We start from the raw sequence: 24,282 nt of genomic DNA, 5'->3' as shown, positions 1-24,282 counted from the left end.
TCTAGACATTTCCATACAAAGAATGCGGCAAACATTATCAAGCATTGAAGCAATTTGCCACAAAATCAGAATAAAAAGAGATTATATTCTTATCAATAATGAATATTCAGACACTAAACCCAACTTAGATCGAATTTTCAGGACAACAATGGAAAGTAATCCTTTACATCAGATTTAAATCTCGATTTGTCTAACCAAAGCCGCATTCTCAGCATCTTGCGCTAGAAAATAACCATGAAATTAACATTTTGTGCACAATTTTAGGGAGTTTGTGTGATTTTCATCTCATCCAATGAGAAGGATTTGTGAGCGATCTCACTCGTCTGCACTAAGATAGATCTCTGTGCCCAGTTTGAGAGCATCAGAGATCATTATTGATGTACTGAATAGTTCTGCAGAATTGCACTCTGCAACTCTATGAGTTCTATTGTCGAGCGTTTATGAACTGCGAATAAGTTCAGCTAAGCTAGTCAATCTGCGCTTAGATTCGTTCACATAAGGATTGTTGGAATCCCAAGCGTAACCCGCCAATATCGAACAGATCATCTGCTTAATTCTTGAATTTGGCTTTTCGTAGTAAATAACATCTTGAAGTGTACCGTCGTACCAACCTTCAACATACGTTCTAAACGCATTCACTCCAACCATCAACGGTGTTTCATAATCATTCTTCCAGTCAACAGGTTCACCATTTATTTGGCGAAGTACACATTGACTGGCCAATTGCGCTGATTTCATTGCAATTGTCACACCAGATGAAAACACTGGGTCAAGAAACTCTCCGGCATTTCCAAGCAGCGCATAATGCGACGTAGCCAAATGTTTAACGTTGGCAGAATACCCTTTGAGCTCTCCGGCTGCGTTGGGATATTCTGCGTGATCAAGCAATAGTGCCAAATATGGTTCCTCTCGCACCAGTTGTTTAATCGCTTCTATTTTGTCTTCAGAATAGCCTTCAAAAAACTCTGGCATTGCTACCACACCTATTGAGCAAACTCCGTTAGAGAAAGGGATGAGCCAATACCACACATCCGAATGCTGCGGATGCACAGAAATAAGAATTTTATTTCTATCATAGAGATGTTTATCTGCATCTATGTGGTCGACAGTGTGGGTAAAAATAGCTTTGCGTGCAGGTAAGCACGAAGGTTCTTCAAGACTTAATAGCTTTGGCAACACTCGACCAAAGCCGCTAGCGTCTAACACGTACGATGTTTGAAGTTGATAAATATTGCCAAGCTCGTCCTCTACCGACAGGATCGAAATCGAGTCTTCAAATTCTATGCTTTTCACTTCATGCTGGTAGCGAATTTCGACCCCTTGGCTTTGAGCACTGTCAGCAAGAACTTTATCGAAGTTTGCTCTTTGTACTTGAAAAGTTGTACCTGGGCCCGGAGTGAATTTATTGCAAAAGTCGAATTCGATATAGACACCATTTTTGCGAAAAGCAGCGCCATTTTTAAACTGGAATCCCGCCTCTTCAACCGCTTGCAGCATACCGGCATCCTCAACCACTTCCATGCACGCGGGCAGCAAGCTCTCTCCGATGGAGAAGCGAGGAAACTGCATTTTTTCAAGCACTAAAACATCGATACCTTGCTTGTTAAGCAAAGCAGCGGCCGTCGAACCTGACGGGCCGGCGCCAATAATAACGACCTGACGTTGCTGTATGTCCATTACAAATATTCTCTGACTATTATTTTTATTTTGCTTTTAGCTCTAATAACGTATGCCCTAGACCAATATGGTCTGTGCGCTCCACCACTTCTAATCCAGCCGCATCAACGATCTCTAGAAAATCATCGCTGCGATAGAAACGGCTGTTACCATTTGCTAGACAGGTGAAATAAAGCGAGGTGGCGTTCAAGCTGTATGAAGCTGCATCATATTTCTGCGCATCCCAGAATAACTCCAAAATATAGACTTTTGAATCTGGCTTTAGCTGCTGTTTTACTCTTTGCAGAATACTCAGAATTTCCATCGGCGAGAAACAGTCTAGAAATTGGCTCATCCACCACACATCCGCTTGCTCTGGAAGAGATTGGTCTTTATCTAACATGTTGGCTGGATAGCCTTTCACGCGTTTCGAAAACCCATTTTCTTCGGCATTTTTGAGTGCCATTTCAAGCTGTTGAGGAAGATCAACAATCGTTACTTGAACATCTTGGTCATAATGACAGCACTTCATCGCCCATTTACCCGTGTTACCACCAATATCAACCAAAGATTTAGGTTTTGAAGCGAATACACGTTCAAGAAGAATTGGAAAAGAGCGGTCAGAGTAAAAATGGTCGAACTGGAACCAGCTCTGCTTTGCTTTTTCTGGTAAACGAGAAAGACCTTGGTAAATGGTTTCCCACTCTCCCAACTCTTTAAGTCCGGCAGGCTTACCTTCCGTAATAGACTCTGTTAAATGCATCATTGCGGCATAACAAACATCCGCCGTGAAATCCATATTGGCGCGAGTCATACCATCATGAAGAATGAAATGGCCGAGATTCGCCAATATATAATTTGGCTTTTCCCACAGCACGATATGGGCACTAATCGCCATATCAAGAAGGACTTTTACTCCATACTCAGAGACACCAGTCGCTTTGGAAAGCGTTTCTGCGTTCGCGCCTTGCGAACCCGCTTTATCCAATTCAGTTAAAATACCTAAATCACGTAATGTACGTGCGGTATGAAAAATAATCGGCGCAAAAGATAGCTTCTGCGCCTCGGTTTTCGCTTCTAGAGCGTTATAAGGATCTTGTTTTTGTTCAAACACGAAAAAGCCTAAATATATTTATTTGAAATTATTTTACTGACGCTCTAGCCAATTGTTTCTGAATATCCACGTTCAGATTATTAACCCAGCGATTGTAATTACGGTGAATATTGCCACCACCCGCTTTCAAATTCACAGAACCGACATAAATGATGGAATAATATTTGTCACTATAAGGAATGCGAACTTCTGCGCTATGATCTCGAGCCACAAGTTTGGCAGTTAATTCAGTTGGAGTGCTGTTTGATATCATCCAACCTCTATTAGTTGCAGCAACGACAATCGCGGCTTTCACTTCATCACTTTGAAGATTGTACGCAACCGGAGTATTCTCTACGTTCATTATTGGTTGAACACGTCCACAGCCAGCTAAAAGAACAACTAATAGAATCGAAATCGTGTATTTTATTGCTTTCATTGCATTTCCTTGCTTTGATTGGGGAATATTAATAAACGAGCATAGTATTTAATGTGCTCAACAACAAATCAATACGTTATGTCAAATCAGTTGCATTTAGTCTCATTTAATATCGATGCTTGGTCAGCAAATAGCTTGGGTATTCAAGAGCAGGCCGCATGGGAACAGTGGTCTCAAACACATCAATGGCCAGAAGATGAAACCATCGAGTCAGGCCTAATACCGCCAATGATGCGCCGTCGTATGAGTCCGTTGAGTAAACTCGCGGTACAAACGGCGATTCATCTTCTACAACAAAAACCCATTGATTACTTGGTATTTTCAAGTCGTCATGGTGAACTGCATCGAAGTGCAGAGTTAATCAAAAATATCCTTGCTGGCGAAGAAGCTTCTCCGATGAACTTTTCTCAATCGGTGCATAACACGGCGGCAGGTTTAACAACCATAGCGACAAAAAAAGCGATTCCAGTCACTTCTATTGCTGCTGGTGAAAACACCTTCCACAGTGCACTTATCGAAGCTTGGTTGTATCTTAAGCAGTATCCAAATGCCAAAATATTACTGGTCGATTTTGATCAACCTCTGCCTGAAGATTATTCAGTATACGAAGACAAACAGTTCAAAGGATATGCATTAGGTTTAATTTTATCCGCTGGTAATACGTGGCAAGTTGCACAATGCAAAAAATCAGCTAGTATCACCCCCCTACCTCAAGCGCTTTGCTTTTTGACAAACTATTTATGCAAACAATCTCACTGGATAATTGAAGGTGAAAGAACATCATGGGAATGGCAGCAAGCATGAATGCTGTAAATAAATATTGGCGAATTTTTGCGACTGGACTCTGTTTCGCAATTTTTGGTTTAGGCGGTTTAACACTCAGTTTCATCATTATTCCTTTAATTAGGCTGACTACCCCAAACACGATTCAGCGTGAATATCGAGTACAAAATGTCATTCGTATTACATTCAATTTTTTCTGTCGTTTAATGAAATTGACGGGTGCTATTGATTACCGAATTGACGGCGCAGATGTTCTAGCCAGCGATAAGGACTGCCTTATTGTCGCCAATCACCCTAGCTTGATTGATTACGTTTTAGTCGCTTCACAACTAAAGCAATGCGACTGCTTAGTAAAAGCAGCCATATGGTCGAATCCATTTATGAAGCATATTGTTAAAGCGGCGGGTTATATTCCCAATGAGACGCCAGATGATCTGCTTGACTTATGCGACGAACGATTTGAACGAGGTAACGTTCTACTTGTATTCCCAGAAGGGACCCGCACAACTCCGGGGAAAGCGTCGAAGCTTCAGCGCGGTGCGGCTCAAATAGCCATTCGCACACAAAGAGACTTACGCATAATACATATTTCCGTTTCTCCTAGCTTTCTCACAAAAGAAAAAAAATGGTATCAAGTTCCCGATACCAAGCCTTTTTTCCATGTTGAAGTTAAGGATAAAGTTGAGGTCATGCCCTTTATAGAGCAAACTAATAACCCAACTTCAGCAGCAAGAAGGCTTAATAGCCATCTTGCTGAAGCTATTTTTCCATCTATCAATAATAACTAAGTAGGTTCCCGTGGAAGTACTACATAACGAAATTAAGCAGTTGATTATCGACGCATTAAACCTTGAAGACATCTCAATTGATGAAATTGAAACAGAAGCGCCATTATTCGGGGATGGACTAGGACTAGACTCTATCGATGCACTTGAGCTTGGCTTGGCAATTAAAAAGAAATATAACATCGTAATCGATGCTGATGATTCAAATACGCGCCAACACTTCGCATCAGTGGCTAACCTAGCAGCGTATATTTCATCTCAAACTAGCAACTAATTTGTAGAAACGATTATGAAAGATTTAAATAAGCAACAGGTTTTTGACCAAGTAAAAGATGCTCTGGTCGAACTTTTTGAAATTGATGAAGCAGACATTCAACCTGAAGCACATCTATACCAAGATCTTGATCTAGATAGCATTGACGCCGTTGACCTCGTGGTACACCTGCAAAACGTGACTGGTAAAAAAATCAAACCAGAAGAGTTTAAAATGGTACGTACTGTCGATGACGTGGTTGAATCAGTAGTAGAACTGCTGAAGGAAGCCTAATGCGCCACTTGCTGACAGGTTTGTCTGCAATTGTCCTGCTCGCGTATCCATTTGCAATTTACTTCGGTATTGATAAGTTCGGCCTCGGTATTTTAGGTGCAGTACTTGCTGTATTCTTTGTATTACGCATTTTCACAGCAAGTCGAACCAAACTTAAAGAATTCAAACAGTTAGCAATTATAAGTGGTCTTATCGGGATCACTTTAATTGTTTTAGGAATTCTGTTTCGCAGCAAAGGCTGGCTGCTGTTTTATCCTGTTGCCGTCAATGCTTGCATGTTGATGGTGTTCGCAAGCAGTTTAAAGCAACCGCAAACCATCATCGAAAGGCTCGCCAGATTACAAGAGCCAGACCTTCCACAGAGTGGTGTTGACTACACACGGAAAGTGACTCAAATCTGGTGTCTGTTTTTCTTATTTAACGGCATAACAGCGTTATACACCTGTTTCTTACCCATTGAGATTTGGACCTTATATAACGGTCTGATTAGCTACCTTTTGATTGGTGCTCTTTTTGCAGTCGAATGGGTGGTACGTCAATTTGTTCGCAAGGATTAGCAATTCAATGACATCAAGCTGTACGGCATTTAGTTCTCTCTCTCAGTTGTTACTAGAAAAACGCGAAAATACTTTGGTTGCGTTTGGCTCTGAGGGCGACATTACTTGGACTCAGTTTCTTGCCGATGTGAGTTATCACATCAACTTGATAAATGAAACTCCACACCAAAAAGTCGCCCTTTGTGCTCGCGACAGCTATTTGTGTAGCGTTGGCTTATTTGCCCTATTCTATGCGGGAAAAACGGTCATTTTGCCGGGTAATTATCAACCGGAAGCTTTGGAAGAGCTGAGTTCGCAATTTGACCTATTATTGTGCGATGAATCAATCTCACCATTACGCAATACCGAGACAAAGCTTATCACTACAGGCCACAATAGTAGCCCGTTCGTTTTTGCTGCTCTTTCTCCAGAAAGCATCCAACTTATTCTGTTTACTTCAGGTTCTAGTGGTACACCAAAAGCGATTCATAAGACCTTAAGTCAGCTCAGTGTTGAAGTTGATATTCTACATTCGTTGTGGGGAGAACAAATCTCTAACAGCCGAATTGAGAGTACGGTTTCTCATCAACATATTTATGGGTTGTTGTTCAGAGTTTTGTGGCCTTTATGCTCGGCCAACCCGTTCGCCCGACACAATTTAGAGTTTCCCGAACAAATCACGCATCATGCTAATCAAGATACGGTTTTAATTAGCAGCCCTGCACTACTAAAACGATTGACTGAAGAACACCAGCCTACAAAACTGAGATGCCTCTTTTCATCAGGTGGACCGCTGCCTTTTGTGGCGGCAAACCACGCACAAGAGTTGTTTAGCTTCAAGCCAATAGAAGTATTTGGTAGTACAGAAACTGGCGGTATCGCTTATCGCCAGCAAACGACAGAGCAAACCCCGTGGTCACTGTTTCCCAAAGTGGAAGCAGAGTTAAATCACGAGCGTTGCTTACGCTTACGTTCTGCACATATCGACCCAACTGGCTGGTATCAAACTGCTGACGAATGTGAATTCGTGTCTGATAATCAGTTTATTTTGAAAGGTCGCACGGATCGGATAATCAAAGTTGAAGAGAAACGTGTGTCACTGGTAGAAGTAGAAAAACGCGTTGACCAGTTAGACTACGTTCAAGAGTGTGCAGTTATTCCAATGCAACAGGCAGATCGATTAATTTTAGCGGCAGCAATAGTACTGACAGAGAGCGGTAAAACAAAACTGACTGAGCTTGGCAAAGGCAAGTTTTGGCTACTACTGCGCAATGAACTGAGACGTTGGTTAGAACCTATTGCTGTACCACGCAGTTTTAGAGTGGTAAAAGAGATCCCATTAAACAGTCAAGGTAAGCGCCAAGTCGCCGAGCTTGAAACATTATTCCAATAAAAACGAAGAAAACGCCGATTATATGATGGCTAAAAGAAAACCAACGTTACTGGCTTGCGAGCAAACAGAACACCATGTACTGCTCACTTTTAAAGTGGACGCAGATATCGAAGATTTTAAGGGGCATTTTAATCACTTCCCCCTTCTCCCTGGCGTCACCCAAATCGATTGGGCGATCTTTTATGCGCGTCAATATCTCAATACGCCTGCGCATTTTAAGGGCATGGAAGTGATTAAGTTTCAGGAACCTATCTTGCCCAATACCGAAGTAACTTTGAGCTTAACTTGGGATGAGAACAAACAGAAGCTAGCGTTTAACTATCAGTCTAATAGAAATGGCGAAGCAGTAACCCATTCATCAGGCAAAATGAAGCTGGGAGATTCCCGTGAGCAAGCTTGATTATCGCCCATGCTTTTTGATTCCCTGTTACAACCATGGTGGAACCGTGGCTGGAGTGTTGGACTCACTCGCTAGTTTCAATCTTCCCGTGTTCCTCGTCGATGACGGCAGTGATAAAGAGACCAAGTTTGCTCTGTCAGAAGCGGCTAAACGAGAAAATGTTTCACTAATTACTTTGCCTAAAAACCAAGGCAAAGGTGGTGCAGTGATTGCAGGGATACGTCATGCGCATTGGCTCGGGTACAGCCATGTGATTCAGATTGATGCTGACGGTCAGCATGACATCAGTGCATTGCCGAATCTTATCGAAGCTTCGAAGACTCATCCTCATCACTTGATTTCGGGACAACCCGTTTATGACGAGAGCGTTCCGAAAGCTCGCCTATACGGCCGATACGTCACACACATCTGGGTTTGGATTGAAACACTCTCTTTAGAAATTAAAGACAGCATGTGTGGCTTCCGCGCTTATCCGGTACAAGCGGCGATTGAAGTAATGAATCACAACGATATCGGCAGTCGAATGGATTTCGACACAGAAATCTTTGTTCGCATGTTCTGGAATGGCGTGCAGTTTAAATTCGTCAATACTCGGGTTATTTATCCAGAAAACGGTATATCCCACTTCGACTCACTCTGGGATAACGTAAAAATTAGCTGGATGCATACACGGCTATTTTTTGGCATGCTGCCACGTATTCCTCAATTACTGCTGCGTAAAAAAAATCAAGACACCGAAGCGCATTGGTCTAAACGCCAAGAACGCGGGACTGTACTGGGTATTAAAGTGCTGATGGCTGTCTACAAGTTACTGGGACGCAAGGTCTTTCGTGCCATATTAAAGCTGGTTATGGGCTACTATCACCTCACTGGCAGGCAGGCGAAAACCTCATCAGAACAGTTCCTTATTCAAGTAAAAGCTTTCGCTGAGCAAGAACAGTTGCCACTTGCCAAAAATCTAACCAGCTATAACCATTTACTGTCATTCGGTGAAACCATGCTCGATAAACTGGCGGCATGGAGAGGCGATTTCAATATCAATAACCTGACCATACATGGTCAAGAGCAACTCACATCACTGGTTGAGCAAAAGCGCGGCCTGCTTCTACTAGGTTCGCATTTAGGCAATATTGAACTGTGCCGTGCGTTGAGTCGACGCCACACGCATTTAAAGATAAACGCTTTGGTGTTTACAGAGCATGCCGAACGCTTCAACGCTGTCATGAAAGCAGTCAATCCAAAATCAGAACTGAATCTTATACAAGTGAGTAAACTTGGTCCTGACACAGCGATTATGCTCCAGCAAATGATCGAACGTGGTGAATGGGTGGTGATCGTAGGTGACAGAACTTCCACCAGCGTAGAAAGCCGAGTTGTTTGGGCAGATTTTCTTGGCAAACCTGCACCTTTTCCTCAAGGCCCCTTTATGTTGGCTTCCGTGCTAGAGGCTCCTGTATACCTTATTTTTGGACTGCGCGATGACCAAAGTAGGCATCCGCATTTCGATGTTTACTTTGAGCATTTTAGTGACAGTATTAAATTGCCTCGTGCAACAAGGCAACAATCGTTGCAACAAGTGGTTCAGCAATATGCCGATCGCTTGCAACACTACACAATGAAAGCACCATTACAGTGGTACAACTTCTTCAACTTCTGGGAATTAAGCAAAAACCATGACGAAGACAAACGACAATAACATTTTATTCGGCGCGCAGCGTCTGACCATTGAGGACGTTGTTTCGATCGCACAAGGCGCTTCAGCTTCGATTAACTCTTCAGCCGAATTTACTGCGAAGATCGACCGAGGCGTAGCCTTTTTAGAACGCCTGCTCAAAGAAGAAGGTGTCATTTACGGTGTAACCACAGGTTATGGTGATTCTTGTACCGTCGCGATTCCGCCAAACTTGGTAGAAGAACTGCCATTGCACCTAACCCGATTTCATGGCTGTGGTTTGGGCGAAGTACTTACTCACCAACAATCACGCGCAGTATTGGCAACTCGTTTATGCTCACTCGCTCAGGGTGTGTCAGGCGTGTCACACGATGTGCTCAATCAAATAATCAATCTGATTAATCACGATATTGCGCCACGTATTCCACAAGAAGGTTCTGTAGGTGCAAGTGGTGACTTAACACCACTTTCATACGTTGCAGCAACGTTGATTGGCGAACGCGAAGTACTTTACAAAGGTGAAATTCGTTCAACACAAGAGGTGTTCGCAGAACTTGGCTTAACGCCAATTAAACTTAAGCCAAAAGAAGGCTTAGCTTTAATGAATGGTACTTCAGTGATGACAGCGTTAGCCTGTTTGGCTTATCAGCGCGCTGAATATCTGGCTCAGCTGTGCACTAAAATCACGGCTCTTGTTTCGATTGGCATGCAAGGTAACGACTTCCATTTTGATGAAGCGTTATTTGCAGTGAAGCCTCACCCTGGTCAACAGCAAATTGCAGCTTGGTTAAGAGCCGATCTACAAGCCGAGCGTCCGCCTCGTAATAGTGACCGCTTACAAGACCGCTATTCACTACGCTGTGCACCACATGTCATTGGCACGGTGCAAGATGCCCTACCTTGGTTGCGTCAGCTGATCGAAAATGAACTTAACAGCGCCAATGACAACCCAATAATTGATGGTGATAACGAACGCGTACTGCACGGTGGTCACTTCTATGGCGGTCATATTGCCATGGCAATGGATACACTCAAAACCTGCGTTGCGAACTTAGCTGACCTGCTGGATCGTCAAATGGCACAGTTAATGGATTACAAGTTCAATAACGGTCTTCCGTTTAACTTAACTGGTGCAGAAGGCGAACGTAAACCGATCAACCACGGTTTTAAAGCGGTACAAATTGGTATTTCAGCTTGGACGGCAGAAGCATTGAAACACACCATGCCTGCGAGCGTATTCTCGCGTTCTACAGAGTGCCACAACCAAGACAAAGTGAGCATGGGCACAATCGCCGCTCGCGACTGTTTGCGCGTATTGCAATTGACCGAACAAGTAGCTGCGGCTTCGCTGCTTGCCTCTGTTCAAGCTATTGAGCTGCGCAAGCGCCAGAATGAGATTGATGAGCGTCATATGAGCGCCAGCGTCAATCAGATTGTTGCCAATGTTCAGCAGGACTTTATGTTTGTGGTAGAAGATCGTCCGTTAGAAACAGAGCTGCGTTTATGTATTGAGCGCATTCAGTCACAACACTGGAAGCTGTACTAGGAGTGTCAATGGAGAACATCAATTTCCCATTAGAGGCCGAAGTGAAAGTGACCACTTCGTTCCAAGATGCAGATCCTATGGGAGTGATTTATCACGGCAACTACTTCCGCTACTTTGAAGAAGCGCGCCGTGTATTGCTGGATAAAATCGCTTACGGCTACATAGCGATGAGTGAATCAGGCCACATGTGGCCTGTTATTGATACTCGCGTGAAATATGTAAAAGCCATCCCGTTTAACCATGAAATCCGTATCAGCGCCAAGCTGACCGAGTGGGAAAACCGTCTACGCATTGATTACGTCATTTTTGACGCCAAAACAAGCCAAAGAATGTGTAAGGCTCATACCACTCAAGTCGCAGTCAGCATCGCTGAGCAAGAAATGTGTTTTGTCTCACCGAAACTGTTCTTAGATAAAGTTGAACATTGGCATCAAACTGGGGAGTGTTTGCAATGATGAAGGCATTTAAATGCATCACAAAGTCTGTTGCATTGAGCTTACTAGCGACCGCTAGCGCTTTTGCTCAAGTGACGGATTTGGCCTCATTGCAAACCCAATTACAGCAGCATTCGATTGTGCGTGGAGACTTTACCCAAAGCCGAACCCTCGCCATGTTTGAACAGCCTTTGGTATCCAAAGGCTCGTTTCTGCTTGAAAAACAACACGGATTACTATGGCTGCAAAACACACCGTTTCCTGTCAATCTGGTGCTGACTCAGGACAAGCTGCGACAAACTTTCGCCAATCAGCCAGCACAAGTGATTAATGCCAAAGACAACCCGATGGCGTTTTACTTCAGCAAAATCTTTTTGTCCGTATTTCACGGTGATACGCAACAGCTTAAGAGTCAGTTTGATCTGCAATTTGCTCCTCAAAATGAACACTGGCAGTTGGTGATGATACCAAAAGAAGCGCCGCTGAATGCGGTGTTCAAGTCGATCGTTTTACAAGGCAATCAAGATATTGATTCATTAGTTCTGCAGGAAGTAAGAGGCGACAAAACTGAAATCACCTTTACCAATCAAACTCACCAACCTGAGAATTTGACGGATGCTGAACAAGCTCAGTTCCAGTTTTAATCATTCCAAGCTGGCGATATTCTGGCTTGTGTTGGTCGTACTTAGCTGTGCCCTGTTGTTGAAACAGTGGGGCTTTAGCTCATCGGTACCCATTGAAACTGACATTATGAAGCTGCTTCCTCAAAGCCGCCAAGACCCGTTGGCTCAACTGGCTTTTGATAAAGTCACCAGCAGTGTCAGTGACAAGGTGGTGTTTGTCCTCAAGGGCAACAACGACCAACAACTGTTTAGTGCAGCTGAAAGTTTACAAAACTCACTATCAAGCCTGACCGAATTTGCCCAAGTTAGTGGCAAAATTGATCAACAGAAGCAAAATGCTTGGAGTAGTTACTACTTCTCTCATCGTTTTCAGTTTTTATCCGACGAGCAACGCTCTCGTCTTGAACATGCTCCAGAGCAGCAAGTTCAGAAAGTCATTCAAACCATTTATAACCCTTTTTCTGGTGTTACTGGTTCTGAATTAAGCAGCGACCCGTTTTTGCTGTTTCGTGATTATTTGAGTCACCTAAACCAACTCACAACTCAATTTCAGATTCAGCAAGGTTTCCTGACGACACACTATCAAAACGACACCTATGTGCTGATCACTGCCACTTTGGTTGATTCACCCTACAGTATGAGCGCTCAACAAGTGGTTCCAAAACTCAACAGTTTAGAACAGTCTTTAAAAGCGCAATACGATGTGGATAGCTCGCACACTGGCGTGCTGTTCTATGCGGACTTTGGCACTCAAAGTGCGAAATCAGAGATCAGTACCATTGGCTTGTTCTCGCTACTGGGTGTCGTTGTCATTGTCCTATTTGTCTTTCGCAGTGCTGCGCCTTTACTGTTAGCTCTACTCTCCATCAGCGTCGGGCTTTTGGTCGCGCTTGTAGCAACCACAGTCATCTTCGGTAAAGTCCATTTGTTCAGTTTGGTCTTTGGTGCAAGTTTAATCGGTGTTTCTATCGATTATGCCTTTCATTACCTAACCGATCGCTTAGCCGCGCAAGATAAGTGGGACAGCGTCAAAGGACTGCAACATATCTTCACCGCCATTACTCTTGGACTGATTACCAGTTTAATTGGCTACTTAGGCTTACTGATTGCGCCATTTCCCGGTTTGCAACAACTCGCGCTATTCTCAGCCATCGGTTTAATTGCGGCCTACGCAACAGTGGTCGCTTGGTATCCCATCCTTGCACGTAAAGCGACAGCAAAACGTCCGTTACCCGGCGAAATGTTATGGTGTTGGTGGTTAGCACAATGGCAAAAACGCAGTGTCAGAACGTCTCTACCTTTGGCGTTACTGATTTTCAGCGCAGTTCAATTAACGCAAGTGAACTACGATGATGACATTCGCCAGCTACAAGCTATGCCCAAAGAACTCAAGCAACAGGAAGAGTTGATTAATCAAGTCGCTGGTGTGAAATCTTCGCAGCAGATGTTGGTTGTACGCGCAGAAACGGATGAACAACTACTGACAAAACTTGAGCAGCTAGACAACACGTTGATTCACTGGAAACAGCAACAAGTCATCAGCGGCTATCAGAGTCTAAGCCAGTATCTACCCTCACTTGCGAGGCAAGAATCTGACTATCAACTGGTTAGCAATCTTTATCAGAGTTATGGCGCATCACTTGCTGAGTCCTTAAAATTGTCTGCACAACCAACGCTGACTGAGCCCATGATTCCGGTTAGTTTATCGGACTACCTAAACCAAAGCGTTTCAGAACCAATTCAGTTCCTTTATCTAGGTAAAATTGGAGGGAACGTTGCGTCTGTCATCATGCTCAGAGATGTAAGTAATGCGGATGAAATACGCACTTTTGCCAGCCAACGGGTAGACATCAGTTACTTGGATAAAGCCGGAGAAATCTCTGCTTTGTTTGGCGAATATCGAACCAAAGTGATGGAACTGTTAGCGGTAGCTTTGATCGGCATCTCTTTGCTACTGACTAAACGTTACGGTTTTGCACACACAATACGAATTGTGTTCCCGTGTGTGGTTGCCTGCTTAGTCGGCATCGCGATTACCACACTAACGGGTTCAACACTTAACCTGTTTAACTTGCTGGCGTTAGTACTCGTCGTAGGGATAGGTATTGACTACACACTATTTTTTGCCGAACAGGAACAAAGCCGGAGCACTTTACTGGCGATTACTCTGTCAGCTATGACCACGCTACTTTCATTTGGCTTGTTGTCATTGAGTGAAACCCACGCCATTCACAGTTTCGGCTTAACGACATTAAGCGGCATTTTTGTCGCTTGGTTGCTTTCTCCACTTGCAATTAAAAGGCAAATAAATCAATGAAATGGCTCATAACACTCTTTACTTGCATATGGCTTGGTGGCTGTAGTTTGCAACCCCACACCTCTTCGACACAAGTGGAAATCGGTCAGGATATTTGGGTAGAACTGCCATTGCCCAATGAGTTGGATCAGTCTCTTAACGCGACTCAGTTAATCTCGGCGCAGTGGCAAGATGAGCAAGGTAATACGCAAACTCAACAATTGCCCGTGCAGTTACAAATTGATGCGCAGCATATTGTTTTAGCGGGTTTCTCTTCTTGGGGAACTCGATTGCTGTCATTGGATTACGATGGTGAAAATATTTCCACCCAGGTGTTAAACGGTTTAGAAAATACCCTACCGAAACCTGAACAAGTGTTATTTAATCTGATGATCACCCTATGGCCTCGAAGTGCTTGGGAAGCACCGTTAAATAAGGTAAGGTGGTCAATCGTTGATGAGCCACATCAACGTACAATTAAAAACGAAGCTGGGGAACCCGTACTGATCATTAGTTATGCTGGCAAAACACCACTCGACGGTGATATTCAGTTTTTAAATAAGCCATTGAACTATTCGATCACTATCCAGACATTAAGTCATCAAGCTAAATTAATAACGTCAGAACAGTAGAAAACCTAGATGAATTCTTCAACTTCTTTTCCTGTGTTTATTCATGATTGTGGTTTTCACTCTGCGCTAGGGAGTGAAGCGGACGCTATTCATCAAGCGCTACAATCTGGGCAGTCAAAAGGCATGCTCATAGACAACGAAATTCTCAACACCCATACACCCACTGTGATTGGGCGAGTCACTGAGGCGCTTCCACAGATCCCTCAGCCATTGTCAAAGTATTCGACACGCAACAATCAGCTCGCTTTGTCTGCTCTCTTACAGATCAAATCCAGCGTCGAAAATGCTATTGAACAATACGGGGTAGATCGGATTGCCGTCATTGTTGGCACCAGTACCTCTGGTATTGCCGATGGTGAAATAGCCTACGCGCAAAAAATCGACCAAGGAGCTTTCCCAGAAGATTATCACTACACCAAGCAAGAGCTGGGTGACAGTGCTCATTTCGTTGCGGATTACTTCAATATCACCGGACCTTGCTACGCTATTTCAACCGCTTGCTCTTCCAGTGGCCGCGTTTTTATCAGTGCAAAACGTATGCTTCAGGCAGGCATTGTTGATGCTGTATTGGTTGGTGGTGTCGATTCCATTTGTAAACTGACACTGAATGGTTTTAATGGCCTAGAAGCTCTGTCGAATCAGCTTTGCCAACCATTTAGCGCTGACCGTTCTGGCATTAATATTGGTGAATCCGCAGCATTTATGCTGTTAAGCACAGAACCCAGTGATATTGCATTGTTGGGGGCAGGTGACAGCTCTGATGCTCACCACATTTCCGCGCCTCATCCTGAAGGCAATGGAGCAGAACAAGCCATGCAAAAAGCGCTTGAAGATGCGGGGCTCACACCCACAGATATTGGTTATATCAATGCTCATGGCACCGCAACCCCACTGAACGACAGCATGGAAAGCAAAGCCATCTACCGCGTCTTTGGTGACAGCGTTCCCGTCAGTTCTACCAAACCTTTAACGGGTCACACCCTTGGTGCAGCGAGTGCGACCGAAGCCGCTATTGCTTGGCACATTTTGCGTCATCAGTTACCACTGCCTATGCAGCGTTGTGCAAACAAAGCAGACGATATTGAAATTGCACTGGTAGAAAGCGAACAATATCTGGGCGGCAAAGCTATTCTCAGTAACTCTTTTGCTTTTGGTGGCAACAACATCAGCTTAATTTTTGGATATACCCATGACTAAATTACCTGCAATCGAAACACTGCTGCCTCATGATAATCCAATGATTCTGGTTGACCGCGCTTTGTCTATCGGGGAGAAATCCATCCATAGTCAGGTGGATATTGATAAACACTTAATGTTCTTCAACCCTGAGACCAATACAGTACCCGCTTATGTTGGCATTGAGTTTATGGCGCAATCCATCGCGGCTTGGTCTGGTTATCAAGCACTGCAAAAAGGTCAAGAACCGCCCATCGGATTTTTATTAGGCAGCCGTCGCTACACCACAGAGTGTGACCAATTCACCCAAGGTCAGACGCTGGATATCTTCGCAGAGCAAGTAATGGAAGATAATGGAATGGCTGTTTTTTCCGGCCGAATAGAATACCAAGGGAATGTAGTTGCTCAGTGCCAACTGAACGTTTATGTTCCTACACAAGAAAAATTACAAGAAATGAAAATTAGGAGTCATGTATGACCCGACAAGTTCTCGTCACTGGTGCCAGTAAAGGGATAGGCAAAGCCATTGCTATTGCGCTAGGTAAAGATGGCTTCGACATCGTCGTTCATTACATGGGAGACCAAAACGGTGCCCAAGAAACACTTGATACGATTGTCGAAAATGGCGGCTCAGGCCGGTTGATCAGATTTGATATTAGCAATCGAGCAGAATGCAGAAGTAAGATTGAAGCCGATATTGAACAACACGGTGCTTATTACGGTGTTGTGAATAATGCAGGTATTACTCGTGATACGGCGTTCCCTGCAATGACAGAAGAAGAGTGGGATGGCGTTATCCATACCAACCTCGACAGTTTCTACAATGTGTTGCACCCTTGTGTGATGCCTATGGTCCAACTACGTAAAGGCGGGCGAATTGTCACTTTAGCGTCTGTATCAGGTATTGCGGGTAACCGTGGTCAAACCAACTACAGCGCGGCAAAAGCTGGTGTAATTGGTGCAACGAAGTCACTGGCTTTAGAGCTGGCAAAACGTAAAATCACGGTGAACTGTGTCGCGCCAGGCTTAATTGATACTGGCATGGTTGATGAACACGTCAAAGAACATGCACTGCCACTTGTTCCTCTGCGCCGCATGGGTGAGCCAGAAGAAGTGGCAGGTCTAGTTAGTTACTTGATGTCGGATATTGCTGGATATGTCACTCGCCAAGTTATTTCTGTAAACGGAGGTCTCGTATGAACCGCAGAGTTGTTGTAACGGGTATGTCCGGAGTTACTGCGTTTGGTAACGACTGGGCGAGCATAGAACCTCGTTTGCGCGCTTGCGAAAACGCTACTCAATATATGTCCTCATATGAACAATATGACGGACTGAATACAAAACTGGCGGCACCAGTCACTGATTTTGAATTACCGAAACACTATAAACGTAAGCAAGTTCGTGGGATGGGACGTGTTTCTATGCTGGCAACAGTCGCCACAGAGAATGCACTGATTCAAGCAGGCTTAATCGGTAACGAAGTCCTCACTAACGGCCAAACAGGTATCGCTTACGGCTCTTCAACAGGCAGTACCGACGCTGTTGGCGCATTCGGCGTAATGCTGAATGAGAAAACCACCAGAGCGATTACCGCGACGACTTATGTGCAAATGATGCCCCATACCACTGCAGTCAACGTAGGTCTGTTTTTCGGCCTTCGTGGTCGTGTAATTCCAACCAGCAGTGCCTGTACATCAGGAAGCCAAGCGATTGGTTATGCGTATGAAGCGATTAAGCACGGATACCAGACGGTTATGGTCGCTGGCGGTGGTGAAGAACTTTGTCCGACTGAATCAGCGGTATTCGATACCCTATTTGCAACCAGTCTGAAAAACGATGCGCCAAAGACCACCCCTAGCCCATACGACAAAGATCGTGATGGTCTCGTGATTGGTGAAGGTGCGGGCACTCTGGTCTTAGAAGAGTACGAACACGCCAAAGCTCGCGGTGCGAAGATCTACGCGGAAATCGTTGGCTTCGCCAGCAATTGCGACGCGGCACACGTCACTCAGCCTCAAATGGAAACTATGCAGATTTGTATGGAGTTGGCGCTGAAAGACGCGAACCTCTCTCCTGATAAAATTGGCTATGTCTCTGCGCATGGTACAGCGACCGATCGTGGTGATATTGCAGAGAGCAACGCAACTGAAAAAGCCATCGGTAGAGTGCCAATCAGTTCCCTTAAGAGCTACTTTGGCCATACTCTTGGTGCCTGTGGCGCGGTGGAAGCTTGGCTGAGCTTAGAGATGATGCATACTGGCTGGTTTAACCCGACACTTAACCTCAATAATCTTGACCCAGAGTGTGGCGATCTTGATTACATCACAGGCACAGGTCGTGAAATGCAAATCGACTATGTAATGAGTAACAACTTCGCTTTCGGTGGCATTAACACCTCAATTATCTTCAAACGAGTTGCCGATTAACCACCAGCAATCCGTTTAAATGTCAGCGATAAGTTTTAAAGCCGTCCTTATTTCGTAAGATAAAAAGGGCGGTTTTTTTGTCTCCTATCCTATACTTCGATAAAAATTGTTAACAAGATTGGATAATTAAATCAATTTCGGGAACGTTACCGAAAACTCAATTATACTAGCCGCATTTGAAGTTAAGATTCGATGGAGAGACACAATGAATACTGTTTGGGTAACTGGCGACGCTGTCGTTGATTTAATTCCTGACGGAGAAAACCATTATCTCAAATGCCCTGGCGGTGCTCCGGCAAATGTCGCAGTGGCGATTGCGCGTCTTGGTGGGCAAAGCGCCTTCTTTGGCAGAGTGGGAAATGACCCGATGGGCAGATTTATGAACCAGACGCTTTCACAAGAACAGGTAGATAGCCGCTATCTTGTCTTGGATAACGACCAGCGAACTTCTACTGTGGTGGTCGATCTGGATGACAGTGGTGAACGCAGCTTCACTTTCATGGTGAAACCGAGTGCTGACCAATTTCTGCAAACCAGTGACATTCCAAACTTCCATCAGGGTGACTGGCTGCATGTGTGCTCAATTGCTCTCGCAAATGAACCTAGCCGTAGCAGCACTTTCGAAGCGATTGAACAAATCAAGCAGGCGGGAGGAAGCTTTAGCTTTGACCCTAACCTTCGTCCAGAAGTCTGGCAGAAACCGCAAGAGATTATTGAAACAGTCATGCGAGCAGTCGCGAAAGCGGATGTGGTTAAGTTTTCAGAAGAAGAACTTACACTGCTTACAAATACCGATTCCATAGAACAAGGTTTGAATGTCGTCAAAGAACTGAATATTCCTCTGGTCATCATTACTCAAGGGGCTAAAGGCGCTCTTGTCGTAACCAAAGAAAACCAGACGTTAGTCAGCGGTAAAGTGGTGAAACCCGTTGATACTACAGGTGCTGGCGATGCGTTTGTCGGAGGACTGTTATACCAGCTTTCGCAAACTCCAGACTGGCAAACAGCAGAGAATATTGCTCTTGCAGTCGAATGTGCTCACGGTTGCGGCGCTTTAGCAACCACCCAAAAAGGCGCAATGACGGCTTTGCCAAATCAACAAGCGCTGAAAGAATTCCTTCAGTAAGCATTCAAAGTAACCGCTTTTAAATACAACAAAGCCACCTATTCGAGGTGGCTTTCTTTTATCAAACGTTTGTCTACTTTCAGCTAGACAACTGGCGCAAACGTCGATTCCACAACCGATTTCAATGGTGCAAACTCAGCGCTAGCGTTCGAACCTTCTAAAGTGATTCGTGTTGCTGACTCAGGTGTAAACACTCTGCCCGTCATTACATATTCACCATGGTTGATAAACACTTCCAACGATGAGTTATCGGCAAGTATTTGCAAATGAACCGCTTTGTCTGTATCTAAAGGCAACTCACGAATAACATCGCCTTCTCTAATTTGAGTTTGGCTACGGTCAAAACGAAGTACGCCCTTCTCTGTATCAAGCTGTAACTTCACGCCATAGTCTTCGTCAGCCATTAGTATCAATGCGCTTCCCCAAGACAGTTCCACGTTAAGCTCAAAGCTTTTGGTTTTGACATCAACAGGATTGATACCAAGCTCCAAGCTTGATGTTGACTCTCTGAGTTCAGAAAGCTCACGAATTGGGGTTTGAACAATCTTTCCGTTCACCCATTTAAGCTCTCTTAATGCAGTCAACTGATGTATCCAACCATTGTCACAACTTGGTTGGTTAACTTCATCGGGTAACCCCATCCAACCTACCATCACTCTTCGGCCATCTTCCGTTTGCAGGGTTTGAGGCGCATAGAAATCAAAGCCCGCATCCAGTTGCCAACCGTCAAGGAAATGAATTTTCCCTTCACTATCCTGCTCAACATGATAAATGCGATTTTGATGCCCAATGGTATGGTTCGGGTTATCAGATTTAATCCCTTGTGGCCCAAACACGAAGAAGAGATCACCGCTTAGCTCAAACATATCTGGGCATTCCCACATGTAGCCAAAAGGTGCGATTTCATCACCATAAAGAGAGTCAAAATCCCAGTTCATCAAGTCATTTGAGTGATATACCGCCAAACGCCCTTGCAGATCGGTAGTTTGCGCGCCCAGCAACATATGCCACTTGTTTTGGCGATAAAGTATTTTGGGGTCTCGGAAGTGTTCAGTCACACCATCGGGTAGAGTGCGGATCACAGGACCCAGTTTCTCAGTCGTATTGTCTTCGTTTAAACGTGCGACACATTGCATCGTTTGTCTTTGACGATCATGACCTAAACGTGTGTTGCCAGTATAGAAAAGCAATAACTCCCCTTCGTGGCTCACAGCATGACCAGAGAACACTCCGTGACTATCAAACCAGTCAGAAGGTGTAAGAGCGATAGATTGCCAATTCCAGTTGATCAAATCGCGGCTTTTTAACAGAACCCAGTATTTGTCTTTATGCTCACAAGCGTAGGGATACCACTGATAGAACAGATAGTACTCACCATTGTGGTAAACAAAACCGTTGGGATCATTTAACAGACCTTGCGGTGGTGAGATGTGCCATTGTGGACGATAAGAACAGTGCGCAGGTTGCAGATGTTCTTGAGCAGATGCGATTTGCTTCTTGGCAATCAAACGACCTAAGGATGCCAAATCCTCATCGTTGATGGCGATGGCGCTGCTTCTCGGCATGGACAATTGCCATTCACCTAACACCGATTCTGCTTTCACAGAATCTGGACACTTTAACACCTTTTCAGCCTCTTTTACGGCAACAACCACCTGCCCTTCTGGAGCCAAAATACGTACGATGTTATCAACACCACCAGCGAGTTCGATAAGGAATTGTAGAGACATAGTCTTACCTAGTTAAATTCTAGCGAAAACGAAAATATGCGTTTTCTTGCAAATTATTTCGGGAACGTTCTCAAAATATAAAACAACCACTCATTTAGCAAGTATTTAAGCGGATAGATGAAGAAAGAGTCTGTTTAGTGTGAAGCTGGGCACAAAGCCCAGACAACCTATAGGTAGGAAACTAGCAGGTTTCTCGGTCTATATTTTGGAAAGTGAGTACAACTTTGCTCATCTCCAGGCCTTTGCCTGTAATGCGTTCCAACAGCATTTTTGCAGCATTTTCTCCAGCTTTATCAAATGCATAGTTGAAAGTTGATAAGCTAGGAGTGCTGACAGAAGAAAGCTCGTCATTACCAACGCCGAGTACTTTAATCTGTTTGCCCACTTTAACCCCTTGCTCTTGCAAAGCTCGGATAGCACCCAAAGCAATCCTGTCGGTAGCACAAAACAAGCCATCCATATCCGGAAATGCTTTCAACTGTTGTTTTGTTAGTCGATAACCCGATTCAATAGAAAAGTCACTGTGAGTATGGAATAGAAGAGACAATTGATGAAAGTTTAAAGATTGCTCCAAACCCTGTGAACGTTGGATATCAACAGCAATATCGTCTGCCTGTACCCCGATAAAACCAACACGTTTGCACCCCGCTGCAACCAAACGATTTCCCGCTTCGAAACCAACTCGCATATCATCATGTACCACACTTGGAATGTTATAGATCGAACCGTCTTGGCCGACGAGCACGACAGGTACATTAGAACTCTGGATTGCTTTCACTAACGGTGCATCTAGATGTGTCGCGTAGAAAATAATCCCTTCTACACGTTTTTGGTTAAATATCTGAATATATTCAAGTTCTTTTGCATGAACCTGATGAGTGTTGGCTAATAAAACATGCTTTCCCGCTTGCTCAAAAATGGCCGTTAAACCGTCAACACCTTGTGCTGTCGCGTGTGAACTGACGCGGGGAACAATCACGCCTACCAAATTAGTCTTTTGTGATTTTAAGTCTTTTGCGACCTGATTGACTACGTAACCGCACTCTTTGACAGCTTCTAACACCCTGATTTTTGTTGACTCTTTAACACCATACTCGTTATTGATAACACGAGATACCGTAGATTTCGATACACCAGATAACCTAGCAACATCGTGTAAACTTGCCATAAAGCACCCTATCAAATCACATTGGGATTGATTGCAATTTTATTTGCATTCTTCGATTTATATATCGTGATTCTACCCTTGTTTTTGTCATTTCTGCCTATGCTTTTAGCGATCGTCTTCACAATATTAACCGTTTGCTTTTGACCATGAGCTATTTTTTAACAAGAATTAGTTTTGCAAACGTTCCCAAAATAAAAATTAAGAACCAATTTTAATCTAACCTGTCAAGTGGGCTTGCAGAAAGACAGCAGATGAGCGAAAGCCAGTGAAGAAACTGCAGCTCCAAACGAGACGGGTATATACTGACTATTAACATGAAACGGGGTGAGTTATGGACTATCCAGTCATAGCAAAACAGCTTCTCGACCATTTAGGTGGTAAAGCAAATATCCAAGCTTTAGCACATTGTGCGACACGCTTACGCTTAGCGTTAAAAGACGATGCTCTTATTGACGAAGCGGCAATTGAATCACTTGATGGTGTGAAAGGACAATTTAAAGTTGCTGGTCAATACCAGATTATCTTTGGTTCTGGCATCGTTAACCAAGTGTATGCCGAGATGGCAAAATTAACTGGTATGTCAGAAATGTCGACCAGTGACGTTGCTAGCGCCGGCGCTGAAAAACAGAACATCGTACAACGCGCAGTGAAAGGACTTTCGGATATCTTTGTTCCGATTATTCCGGCTATCGTAGCTGGCGGTCTGTTGATGGGTCTATTCAACGTCTTAACAGCACAAGGTCTGTTCATTGAAGGACAATCGCTGATCGACGCTAACCCAGGTTTGGCTGACCTCGCTAGCATGATTAACACTTTTGCTAACGCCCCTTTTGTATACCTACCGGTATTGCTAGCATTCTCAGCATCTCGCAAATTTGGCGGTAACCCTTTCCTTGGTGCAGCACTTGGTATGCTGATGGTTCACCCTGATCTTCTTAATGGTTGGGGATTCGGTAGCGCATCTGTATCAGGAACCGTACCGACTTGGAACATTCTTGGCCTAGAAATTCAAAAAGTAGGTTACCAAGGTTCTGTTCTGCCTGTACTGGTATCAGCATTTATCCTTGCCAAAGTTGAAAATGGCCTGCGTAAGTTTATCCCATCAGTGCTGGATAACCTTCTTACACCTATGTTGGCAATTTTCATCACAGGTTTCCTAACCTTCACATTAGTTGGTCCTATCACTCGTGATGTTGGTTTCATGCTTGGTGATGGTCTGAACTGGCTATACGATTCTGCAGGTTTTGTTGGCGGCGCACTGTTCGGCTTTATCTACGCTCCTTTCGTAATCACAGGTATGCACCACAGCTTTATCGCAATCGAAACGCAACTTCTTGCAGATATTGCAGTAACTGGCGGTACTTTCATCTTCCCTATCGCGGCAATGTCTAACGTAGCACAAGGTGCGGCGGCTCTAGCGGTTGGTTTCAGCACTAAAGATATCAAGCTAAAAGGTATTGCTATTCCTTCCGGCATTACAGCGCTACTTGGTATTACTGAGCCAGCAATGTTCGGTGTGAACTTAAAACTACGTTATCCGTTTATTGCAGCTATCACTGGTGCAGCAGTATCCAGCGCGTTCATCACACTGTTTAATGTTAAAGCACAAGCACTAGGTGCAGCTGGCTTACCAGGCATTATCTCAATCACTCCAGATAAAATTAGCTACTACGTTGTAGGCATGGCGATTTCATTTGCAGTGGCGTTCGGCTTGACCATCGTTCTAGGTATTCGAGCTAAAGCGAAACAAAATACCCAAGCGTTAGCGTAATCCCCCTCAATTATTACGCTTTTCATTACCCACTACTTTTGTAGTGGGTA

General features: G+C 44.3%; 24 protein-coding genes. 19 read left to right on the top strand and 5 right to left on the bottom strand.

Annotated features, from left to right (window positions below; all coding sequences use genetic code 11):
* Window positions 1–438 precede the first annotated feature (438 nt).
* From HUO09_RS02815 to HUO09_RS02805, 3 genes are read right to left on the bottom strand one after another with little or no spacing between them, the layout of a single operon-like run.
* Entirely contained in the window at window positions 439–1,677 is a 1,239-nt protein-coding gene (locus HUO09_RS02815; RefSeq protein ID WP_188232910.1) for an NAD(P)/FAD-dependent oxidoreductase, read from the bottom strand.
* A 25-nt stretch (window positions 1,678–1,702) separates the two neighbouring features.
* Window positions 1,703–2,788: a methyltransferase gene (locus HUO09_RS02810; protein ID WP_373563681.1), complete on the bottom strand. Its 1,086-nt coding sequence runs from the start codon at window positions 2,786–2,788 to the stop codon at window positions 1,703–1,705.
* Window positions 2,789–2,798: 10 nt separating this feature from the next.
* A complete protein-coding gene (locus tag HUO09_RS02805; protein ID WP_167410527.1) occupies window positions 2,799–3,188 on the bottom strand; it encodes a hypothetical protein in 390 nt (129 codons plus the stop codon).
* Window positions 3,189–3,266: 78 nt separating this feature from the next.
* Between HUO09_RS02805 and HUO09_RS02800 the strand changes: the two genes are divergently transcribed.
* The 18 genes from HUO09_RS02800 to HUO09_RS02715 all read left to right on the top strand — a co-directional run bounded on the left by HUO09_RS02800 (window position 3,267) and on the right by HUO09_RS02715 (window position 19,563).
* The gene (locus tag HUO09_RS02800) at window positions 3,267–3,992 is read left to right on the top strand and encodes a beta-ketoacyl synthase chain length factor (RefSeq protein ID WP_188232909.1); all 726 of its coding nucleotides are present in this window, start codon (window positions 3,267–3,269) and stop codon (window positions 3,990–3,992) included.
* A complete protein-coding gene (locus HUO09_RS02795; RefSeq protein WP_188233183.1) occupies window positions 3,989–4,759 on the top strand; it encodes a 1-acyl-sn-glycerol-3-phosphate acyltransferase in 771 nt (256 codons plus the stop codon). The genes HUO09_RS02800 and HUO09_RS02795 overlap by 4 nt, the downstream gene beginning before the upstream one ends.
* 10 nt (window positions 4,760–4,769) lie before the next feature.
* The gene (locus HUO09_RS02790) at window positions 4,770–5,030 is read left to right on the top strand and encodes a phosphopantetheine-binding protein (RefSeq protein ID WP_102942681.1); all 261 of its coding nucleotides are present in this window, start codon (window positions 4,770–4,772) and stop codon (window positions 5,028–5,030) included.
* Window positions 5,031–5,045: 15 nt separating this feature from the next.
* The gene (locus HUO09_RS02785; protein WP_167410529.1) at window positions 5,046–5,303 is read left to right on the top strand and encodes an acyl carrier protein; all 258 of its coding nucleotides are present in this window, start codon (window positions 5,046–5,048) and stop codon (window positions 5,301–5,303) included.
* The gene (locus HUO09_RS02780) at window positions 5,303–5,860 is read left to right on the top strand and encodes a hypothetical protein (RefSeq protein WP_167410530.1); all 558 of its coding nucleotides are present in this window, start codon (window positions 5,303–5,305) and stop codon (window positions 5,858–5,860) included. The genes HUO09_RS02785 and HUO09_RS02780 overlap by 1 nt, the downstream gene beginning before the upstream one ends.
* A 7-nt stretch (window positions 5,861–5,867) precedes the next feature.
* On the top strand, window positions 5,868–7,232 hold the full coding sequence (locus HUO09_RS02775) for an AMP-binding protein (RefSeq protein ID WP_188232908.1): 1,365 nt from the start codon (window positions 5,868–5,870) through the stop codon (window positions 7,230–7,232).
* A gap of 25 nt (window positions 7,233–7,257) precedes the next feature.
* Window positions 7,258–7,632, top strand: a complete 375-nt coding sequence (locus HUO09_RS02770; protein WP_188233182.1) for a 3-hydroxyacyl-ACP dehydratase — start codon at window positions 7,258–7,260, stop codon at window positions 7,630–7,632.
* Window positions 7,619–9,328: a glycosyltransferase family 2 protein gene (locus HUO09_RS02765; RefSeq protein WP_188232907.1), complete on the top strand. Its 1,710-nt coding sequence runs from the start codon at window positions 7,619–7,621 to the stop codon at window positions 9,326–9,328. Before HUO09_RS02770 ends, HUO09_RS02765 begins: the two co-directional genes overlap by 14 nt.
* The gene (gene hutH / locus HUO09_RS02760) at window positions 9,306–10,850 is read left to right on the top strand and encodes a histidine ammonia-lyase (protein WP_188232906.1); all 1,545 of its coding nucleotides are present in this window, start codon (window positions 9,306–9,308) and stop codon (window positions 10,848–10,850) included. Before HUO09_RS02765 ends, hutH begins: the two co-directional genes overlap by 23 nt.
* 8 nt (window positions 10,851–10,858) lie before the next feature.
* Window positions 10,859–11,305 carry a thioesterase family protein gene (locus HUO09_RS02755; RefSeq protein ID WP_188232905.1) on the top strand — a complete coding sequence of 149 codons (447 nt, stop codon included), beginning with the start codon at window positions 10,859–10,861 and terminating at the stop codon, window positions 11,303–11,305.
* Window positions 11,302–11,928 (top strand): outer membrane lipoprotein carrier protein LolA, encoded by a 627-nt coding sequence (locus tag HUO09_RS02750; RefSeq protein WP_188232904.1) that lies wholly within the window; start codon window positions 11,302–11,304, stop codon window positions 11,926–11,928. The genes HUO09_RS02755 and HUO09_RS02750 overlap by 4 nt, the downstream gene beginning before the upstream one ends.
* Window positions 11,900–14,224, top strand: a complete 2,325-nt coding sequence (locus HUO09_RS02745; RefSeq protein ID WP_188232903.1) for an MMPL family transporter — start codon at window positions 11,900–11,902, stop codon at window positions 14,222–14,224. Before HUO09_RS02750 ends, HUO09_RS02745 begins: the two co-directional genes overlap by 29 nt.
* Complete coding sequence (locus HUO09_RS02740; protein WP_188232902.1) at window positions 14,221–14,835, top strand: DUF3261 domain-containing protein; 615 nt, start codon at window positions 14,221–14,223, stop codon at window positions 14,833–14,835. Before HUO09_RS02745 ends, HUO09_RS02740 begins: the two co-directional genes overlap by 4 nt.
* A gap of 9 nt (window positions 14,836–14,844) precedes the next feature.
* Window positions 14,845–16,032, top strand: coding sequence for a beta-ketoacyl-[acyl-carrier-protein] synthase family protein (locus HUO09_RS02735; protein ID WP_188232901.1), 1,188 nt, complete (start codon window positions 14,845–14,847; stop codon window positions 16,030–16,032).
* The gene (locus HUO09_RS02730; protein ID WP_188232900.1) at window positions 16,025–16,489 is read left to right on the top strand and encodes a hotdog family protein; all 465 of its coding nucleotides are present in this window, start codon (window positions 16,025–16,027) and stop codon (window positions 16,487–16,489) included. Before HUO09_RS02735 ends, HUO09_RS02730 begins: the two co-directional genes overlap by 8 nt.
* Entirely contained in the window at window positions 16,486–17,211 is a 726-nt protein-coding gene (locus HUO09_RS02725; RefSeq protein WP_188232899.1) for a 3-ketoacyl-ACP reductase FabG2, read from the top strand. Before HUO09_RS02730 ends, HUO09_RS02725 begins: the two co-directional genes overlap by 4 nt.
* Window positions 17,208–18,437 (top strand): beta-ketoacyl-ACP synthase, encoded by a 1,230-nt coding sequence (locus HUO09_RS02720; RefSeq protein WP_188232898.1) that lies wholly within the window; start codon window positions 17,208–17,210, stop codon window positions 18,435–18,437. The genes HUO09_RS02725 and HUO09_RS02720 overlap by 4 nt, the downstream gene beginning before the upstream one ends.
* A gap of 205 nt (window positions 18,438–18,642) precedes the next feature.
* Window positions 18,643–19,563 carry an aminoimidazole riboside kinase gene (locus HUO09_RS02715; protein ID WP_188232897.1) on the top strand — a complete coding sequence of 307 codons (921 nt, stop codon included), beginning with the start codon at window positions 18,643–18,645 and terminating at the stop codon, window positions 19,561–19,563.
* 83 nt (window positions 19,564–19,646) lie between these two features.
* On the opposite strand, the gene HUO09_RS02710 is transcribed toward HUO09_RS02715, so the two are convergent.
* Together HUO09_RS02710 and HUO09_RS02705 are read right to left on the bottom strand one after the other, a co-directional pair.
* A complete protein-coding gene (locus HUO09_RS02710; protein WP_188232896.1) occupies window positions 19,647–21,293 on the bottom strand; it encodes a glycoside hydrolase family 32 protein in 1,647 nt (548 codons plus the stop codon).
* A gap of 181 nt (window positions 21,294–21,474) precedes the next feature.
* Window positions 21,475–22,461, bottom strand: a complete 987-nt coding sequence (locus tag HUO09_RS02705) for a LacI family DNA-binding transcriptional regulator (protein WP_188232895.1) — start codon at window positions 22,459–22,461, stop codon at window positions 21,475–21,477.
* Window positions 22,462–22,792: 331 nt separating this feature from the next.
* Here HUO09_RS02705 and HUO09_RS02700 point away from each other — a divergent pair, with 331 nt between their 5' ends.
* On the top strand, window positions 22,793–24,232 hold the full coding sequence (locus HUO09_RS02700; RefSeq protein WP_167410546.1) for a sucrose-specific PTS transporter subunit IIBC: 1,440 nt from the start codon (window positions 22,793–22,795) through the stop codon (window positions 24,230–24,232).
* The last annotated feature ends 50 nt before the right edge of the window (window positions 24,233–24,282 follow it).

The sequence above is a fragment of the Vibrio sp. Y2-5 genome, from assembly GCF_014596725.1.
Classification (GTDB): domain Bacteria; phylum Pseudomonadota; class Gammaproteobacteria; order Enterobacterales; family Vibrionaceae; genus Vibrio.
The sequence above is the reverse complement of the archived record's forward strand: the minus strand, read 5'-3'. Positions and strand labels throughout refer to the sequence as shown.